Raw genomic sequence first — 6,773 nt, forward strand, 5'->3', positions numbered from 1 at the left:
AATAGATATTCAGCTTTATGCATTGGAGGATGTTGTTCTTCGGGAAATATCCCTTTCAGGGGAATCGGTGGAAAAGCTAAGACCGCTGATGCAGGGCTGGTTTAAAAAGATGATGTCCCTGTCATGGCTGAGATTGTTGGCCGATAGGGGCGATGATGTGCTTTTGGGCTGGCGAAGGGGCACCGTGCTGGTGGATGAAAGCAATCGGGAAGAACTGCTGGAATCCTTTCGGGACAATGAAGAAATATTTTCCATGTTCCTTGGTTTGAGGTTTTCTTCTGAGGACAAACGCCTGTCACGGCGTATGGAAATCAAGAAATGGAGTAAGTCCAGGCTGGTGGAGAATGGTATCCGAAGTCTTTTGGGGGAGGAGCACCTTTTCGATGGTGTCGGTGACATCAACAAGGAAGAAAGTAAGGAAATCGAGGAAGCTATATTTATTGTGCAGCAGGTGGCCAAGGCATTGTCCATGCCAACGGATTCCATAGAAATATCTCCTGAGAATGCAAAACAGCTTGATTCAGTGGGGGTGCTGCGCAGACTGGTCCAAAAGGGCAATATGCAGATGCGGCTTGTAACTCTGCCGAATGACTGGTATACGAAGGATACCGGAGTTTTAATTGGCTTTTTCAGCCCTCCCGGTGGGAAAGAAAGAACGCTTTGTGCATTGATTCCTGATACTCCTAAAAGCTACCGTATTGTTACCAAGGATAATGTTCAGGGGGTTCCACTTACTGACGAGGTGGAGGAATTTTTGGCCAGGGATGCCTTTATGTGCTATGCAGGTTTTCCTCAGAGGGTGCTGAAGCTCTGGGATCTGGTTAAATTCATGTTCAAACAGTGCTGGAAGACTGATTATCAGACCATCATTCTGTGCAGTATTTTTGCAGGGATTATCCCTTTGATTACCCCGATTATAACGGAGACTATCTTTCAGGATATAATTCCTATATTGGACAGGCAGGGATTGGCAACGATCACTCAGGCCCTGATGGTCACCAGCTTTACGGCAGCGGCTATCTCCATCGTGCGGTCAATTGCGATCATGCGTATCAGTACCCGTATAGAAATAGCCGCAGAGGCTGCTATGTGGGGGCGGCTGATGACATTGCCCACACAGTTCTTCAGAAAATTTACGGCCGGTGAATTGGCGAGCCGTATGGGCGGGATTGGTGTGGCCAAGAATTTGGCTTCAGGTTCCTTTGTTGAGTCGATTTTGGGATTTGTGTGCTCCTTCTGGAGTATATTTTTGATGTGCTATTACAGCCTAAAGCTGACAGCTGCCGCCATAGTTGTGTGGATTGTATATGCTGGTTTTGTTGCATTGGTCTATAGGCGGATCCTCTTTTTCCAGCGCAAAATAATTGCTGCGGGTAATAAAACAGCCGGTACTGTCCAACAAATTTTTGCCGGCCTTGCCAAGTTCAGGGTACAGGGGGCAGAAGAGCAGGCATATAATCTCTGGACCAGGGATTTTGGTGAACAATGGAACTGGAGTCTGAAGCTCCGTTGGCAGAATAACTATACTTCCATTATTTCCAGTATCCAGCCTTTCGTACTTACATTAATTCTTTATTGGATTGCCGTATATGGCATGAATGAGGTGGGACCTGACGGAAAGACCCTTCAGACTGGTATTGGGTATGCCCAGTTTATTGCCTTCAATGCTGCATATACCAGCTTTAATGGTGTTATGGGTGGCGTTATAGGTTTGATTGGTGAGTATTTTGCTATCCAGCCTCAGCTGGAGAATTTACGACCAATCCTTAAGGAAATGCCGGAAAATGTTGGTGAAAAGCAGGATGCAGGTAAACTGACCGGTCACTTTGAGGTCAAACACCTTACCTTTGCGTATCAAAATCCTCAGTCCGGCGAGCCGGGGGCGGAGGTTCTTCATGATGTGAGCTTTTCTGTAGAAGCAGGGGAAAATGTTGCTATAGTAGGAAAATCCGGCAGCGGCAAGAGTACCTTGGTCAGGTTGATTCTGGGCTTTGAACAGCCAAAATCCGGGGCTATTTACTTTGATGGGCAGGATCTGTCGGAGTTGAACCTTCCGTCAGTGCGTTCCCAGCTGGGGGTAGTTCTGCAAAATGGTCAGCTGATGACGGGAGACATATACTCCAATATTGTTGGGACCAGGATGCTTACTCAGGATGATGCCTGGGAGGCTGCTGAAGCCGCCGGGATAGCAGCTGATATAGCTGATATGCCTATGGGGATGCAGACTGTTATCAGTGAGGGAAGCTCCAATATTTCAGGTGGGCAGAGACAGAGAATACTGATAGCCCGTGCTTTGGTGGGCAAGCCTGTGCTGCTCCTCCTGGATGAGGCAACCAGTGCGCTGGATAACCGCTCCCAGGCTATTGTCGCCAAGAGCCTTGATAACTTAAAGGCTACGAGGATTATTGTGGCACACCGCCTGTCCACTATCCGTAACTGTGACAGAATCATTGTCATGGACAATGGCTCTATTGCTGAAGTCGGTGGTTTTGATGAATTGGTGGAAAAGGGCGGAATTTTTAGCCAGCTGGTACAGAGGCAATTAGCTTAAACTATTTTATAGAATTTTCCTTCCAATAGATAAATATGAATAATGGCGTTGTAACATACACATTTTTTGATGTGTATCCGAAATGGGGCAATATGATGGAAAAAGACATTGTTGATGATCTGCAGCATAATAATGATGAAGATTGGGGGCGGATTGCCCAGGAAGCAGTTACGGATGAGGAGGCCTTTGTCAGGTTATACAATCATTTTTTTCCCAGGGTATATCAGCATTTGTTGGGAAAAACCAAGGATGATTCTCTGGCCGATGAAATAGTTTCCAGTACATTTATGAAGATGTATCAGCATTTGAGTGAGTATAATTCGGCAAAGGGTGCATTTTCTACCTGGCTGTTTCGTATTGCTCACAATGAATTGATGATGGTATACCGTAGCAAGGCATATCAGACTTCGACTCCTTTGGAGGACAATTTCGATTTGTCATCCGGGGATGAGGATTCTCCAGAGGAGGAAACATTGTCCAAGGAGCGGAATGAACAGCTTAAGGCCGCTCTGCAGCAGCTTTCTGATCGGGAAAGAAAAATTGTTACCATGACTTATTGGTTGGATATGAAATCTCAGGACATTGCTGAAGAGCTGGGGATGACTCCCAATAATGTCCGGGTGGTTTTGAAGCGTGCCCGTGAAAGCTTGAAGGCTTATTTGGGTGAATTTGAGTGATTTTTATCCTGTGAAAAGGGGTGTATGATATTGAATAACAGCTTTTCTAAGAAAATTTTTTATAAGACTGACAGTGTGGGAAAACAGCTTATGACTGACAAGGAGCTTGATCTGGTCATTGGGGGATTGAGTGATGCAAGGGAATATCTGCACAAAATACTTACAGCCCAGCTGGACAAGCAATCGTTGGGGAATAATGATCACCAGGATTAAGGGTGTTATATATGGGGAATTGGTTCAATCGATTCATATGGCACAAGATAAGAAGTATCCATAATCGCGTACTCTTTATTGTGCTTTCAAGTGTGTTTGTGTCCTGTCTGATTGTTGCAGCCATGGGGGTATATGCCATGGAAAGCACCAGATATGCCCTGAATGACAAGGAAGTAGTGCTGGAGGATTCCATTGCTGATATGGTGGATGAATCTACCACCAGCAGGGTAAAGGAACAGCTTAGAAAATCGGCAGTAGCCGAGGCGGACTATATAGATCAGAGTTTTGTATACAGCGGGGAGGCTGTACAATATCTTGCTGATAACATGACATACATCATGCAGCATAAGGATCAGTATTTACCCTGTGAGCTGCCCGATACCCGGATTGATTATGACATTATGAGTGGAATGCCGTATATATATTACAGCCCGGATTTGGTAGAACAGGGAATCAGTCCTGAGCTCATGCAGGAAATTGCCATTGCCAACAATATCAGTGTTAACATGAGACCGATGGGTAAGCCTTATCTTAAATACCATGCGTCTATTTTTGCCGGTTCAAAAAATGGATATCTTATATGTGTGGATATTGTCCCTCATGGCGGGAAAGTTTTTCCGTCCAGGGAAAGACAGGAATTATTCAACAAAACCTATGATCCCAGACAACGCCCGTGGTATAAATTAGCTGTAAAGAATGGAAAAATGTCACACACTGAGGCGTATATAGGTGAAGACAGCTTTTTGGAAATGTCATGTGTGGCACCGTATTATGATGAAAATGGCTTTGCCGGAGTGGTAGGAATTGGTTCAAGTATAGAGGATATTCATGAGAAGGTGTTAAATACCTCTACCGGTAAAACAGGCTTCAGCTTTACCCTTGACAGTAACTGCAATGTTGTTTTTTCCAGCAGGGAATACGGTATGTTGCAGGCTGTTCCTGAAGTCGTTGATATCAGAACACTTGGTGAGCCTACACTTGCCGAGGCAGCTGACCATATGGTTGCCGGTGAGACTGATGTGCGGGAAGTTGTGGTGGATGGTACAGAATATTATTTGGCGTATGCTCCCATGAGCCATATTGGATGGAGCTTTGGTACGCTTATCGGTAAAGATGAGGTTTTGGCGCCTGGAGATGCTGTGGCTACCAATATCCGGCATGAGATGAACAACTTCAAGGATGTGCTTCAGGATATCTTCGCCTCTACCATTCTCAAGGCTGCCCTGTTGCTTATACCTGTGTTACTCTTGATAATATTTGCCTGTCGTAGCATGACCAGCATGACTACTTTACCTATTCGCCGTCTGACAGCAGAGGTAAAGCAGATTTCCGGGGGCAAGCTGGACAAAAAGCTGGATATTAATACAGGTGATGAGATAGAGGGTCTGGCTCAGTGCTTTAACAAGATGACTGATGACCTGCAGCTGTATATCGAGCACCTTTCAACGGCTGTAGCAGAAAAGGAAAGGGTTCAAACGGAATTAAAGGTGGCTTCCAGGATACAGGAGGGGATGCTGCCGGACAATCTTGATGAGAATACCTGTGCCGGAAGATTTGGCATCAGTGCCTTTATGCAGCCTGCCAAGGCTGTTGGCGGAGATTTTTATGATTATTATTTTATAGATGATGATAATGTGGCAGTAACGGTGGCAGATGTATCCGATAAGGGGGTACCTGCGGCATTGTTTATGGTTATTACCAAAACATTGTTAAAAAATTATATCAGCAGTATTACTGAACAGAAGGATCTTGCCCGTATTGTGAACCAGGTGAATAATACTCTGGTAATCAGCAATAGAGAATTTATGTTTGTTACGGCATTTATTGGTATACTGAACATTTCCAGTGGCAGGTTTGATTATGTAAACGCCGGACATAATCCGCCGTTGGTACGCACCAATGGCAGTTTTGAGTATCTGGAAAAGGCCGATAATCCTATGCTGGGTATCAAGAAAGGTATAGACTACAAGATACAGTCACTTACATTACGACGGGGAGATGCTCTTTTCATTTACACTGATGGTGTTACTGAGGCAAAGGATGAAACAAATGTAATGTTTTCTGAGAACAGGCTTCGACAGGTACTGAATGATGTGGCAATTGATGAGATTCAGGCGGAACACATATTGGCACCAGTGCGGGATGCTGTCAAAAAACATTCATTGCAGGTGGATCAGTTTGATGATATTACCATGATGAGTCTGGTGTATTTAATGAAGGATGAGGGGGATTAAATTATGTCGGATTTACCAATTAGCTATGAGCTTAAGGAAGAATTTGGTTGGAATGTGTGGAGTATAAAGGGACAGTTGGATAGATGTACCTCTGCTGAAGCTATAGAGAATGGAGAACAGACCTTGGCTGGCAGCAAAAAAATAGCCGTTGACCTCTCAGAACTGGAGTATCTTTCCAGCGCGGGAATACGCGTGCTCCTCAGATTGGCCAAAAAGGCAGATGCTGAAGGCCGGGAGTTTGCACTGATTTCACCGGAGGGGATGGTCAAGGAAGTATTGGAGATGTCACGGCTGGATATGTTGGTAACGATTTACAAAAGCATAGATGATCTGAAGGATAAATGATGTAATTTTGAAATCTGGAGGGATTATAGTGAATATTGTAGATGATGATACAGTAACCTGGAAAAAATATCGTGCTGATGATGAAGATTATGGACTGATCCGTTCTGATGTTATCCAGGCAGCTACTAATGCAATGATGGATAAAAAACAGATTCAAAAAATTGTGCTGGGGCTGGAAGAGGCTGTGGCAAATGTTATAAGTTATGCCTATGAATTCCCGGGGTACCTTTGGGTGGGGACATCATTTCGTGATAATTGCTTTATCTTGGAGATAGTGGATTATGGGATTCCATTTGATCCATTGGCGGAAAACATTACTATACCGGAGAATATCACCTTAAAGGATATTGAGCTTGGGGGACATGGTATTCGGATTATCCGTTCGATTTTTGACAAGGTAGAATATAATAGAAAAGAATTTAAGGGAGAAATGGCAAACCGCCTCCTGCTGTCGGTTATGATAAAGAAGGAATAAGTGTTTACCCTGTGGATGGGACCTATTCTTGTCAAAGATTGGCTCGATTTATTTTTTTATTTTTTTGTCACTTTTTTTTACTGAGTGCATAAAAAGGACAGAAAGATGAAAATCATACAATAAAATACTATATCAGAATTATTGAAAGGGGTAATCAAAATGGACAAGAAGTTTATGCAGGGAAAATTGGAAAAGACCGGTAAGATGGTGGACTGCATCATGACAGATGATGAGCTGGATCTGGTAGCAGGTGGCATGAATTATGATTGGTACTACAC

At 44.1% G+C, this 6,773-nt stretch carries 6 protein-coding genes; all 6 read left to right on the forward strand.

Annotated elements, in window-relative coordinates; all coding sequences use genetic code 11:
• Positions 1–2,551: NHLP bacteriocin export ABC transporter permease/ATPase subunit (locus tag K6C05_RS01495; protein WP_296730566.1), on the forward strand; the 2,551-nt coding region annotated here is incomplete at its 5' end.
• A 35-nt stretch (positions 2,552–2,586) separates the two neighbouring features.
• Complete coding sequence (locus tag K6C05_RS01500) at positions 2,587–3,228, forward strand: sigma-70 family RNA polymerase sigma factor (RefSeq protein WP_296730567.1); 642 nt, start codon at positions 2,587–2,589, stop codon at positions 3,226–3,228.
• Positions 3,229–3,258: 30 nt separating this feature from the next.
• Positions 3,259–3,441 carry a hypothetical protein gene (locus tag K6C05_RS01505; protein WP_296730569.1) on the forward strand — a complete coding sequence of 61 codons (183 nt, stop codon included), beginning with the start codon at positions 3,259–3,261 and terminating at the stop codon, positions 3,439–3,441.
• A gap of 80 nt (positions 3,442–3,521) precedes the next feature.
• Complete coding sequence (locus K6C05_RS01510) at positions 3,522–5,675, forward strand: SpoIIE family protein phosphatase (RefSeq protein WP_296730570.1); 2,154 nt, start codon at positions 3,522–3,524, stop codon at positions 5,673–5,675.
• Between the two features lie 3 nt (positions 5,676–5,678).
• The gene (locus tag K6C05_RS01515) at positions 5,679–6,020 is read left to right on the forward strand and encodes an STAS domain-containing protein (protein ID WP_296730572.1); all 342 of its coding nucleotides are present in this window, start codon (positions 5,679–5,681) and stop codon (positions 6,018–6,020) included.
• Positions 6,021–6,048: 28 nt separating this feature from the next.
• Complete coding sequence (locus K6C05_RS01520) at positions 6,049–6,495, forward strand: ATP-binding protein (protein WP_296730573.1); 447 nt, start codon at positions 6,049–6,051, stop codon at positions 6,493–6,495.
• Positions 6,496–6,773: the final 278 nt, after the last annotated feature.

The sequence above is a fragment of the Anaerovibrio sp. genome (genome assembly GCF_024697385.1).
Classification (GTDB): Bacteria; Bacillota; Negativicutes; order Selenomonadales; family Selenomonadaceae; genus Anaerovibrio.